The organism is Staphylococcus pasteuri, from assembly GCF_030547725.1.
GTDB lineage: Bacteria > Bacillota > Bacilli > Staphylococcales > Staphylococcaceae > Staphylococcus > Staphylococcus pasteuri.
Genome location: NZ_JAUOQO010000851.1, coordinates 1 through 241, shown reverse-complemented (window position 1 = coordinate 241; position 241 = coordinate 1). Strand labels below are relative to the sequence as shown.

Genomic DNA, 241 nt, shown 5'->3' with positions numbered 1-241 from the left:
GCTTTCCAACTTTTCAAGCATGCTCCGTAGTTCATCCCGATTCGTTTTCTTAAGATGCAGAGTTCGTTTGAGTATAACCAAGTCGACAGGCATTCCCTCATTTGCGCGTGATACCGGCTCTAAACCGTCGACCGGGATGCCCAAAAGCCGGTTGAATTCAGCAACAATATCTCCCGCCTGAATCAGCTTTTCAAAGCTCATCGCCATAAGGTCAGGAAAGGCCGCATTCCAAGCCTGAGCC

At 49.4% G+C, this 241-nt stretch carries 1 protein-coding gene; it reads right to left on the bottom strand.

What is annotated here, in order from left to right; all coding sequences use genetic code 11:
• Nucleotides 1-241 (bottom strand): hypothetical protein (locus Q4528_RS15715; protein WP_303522654.1); only part of this gene is annotated, 241 nt, incomplete at both ends.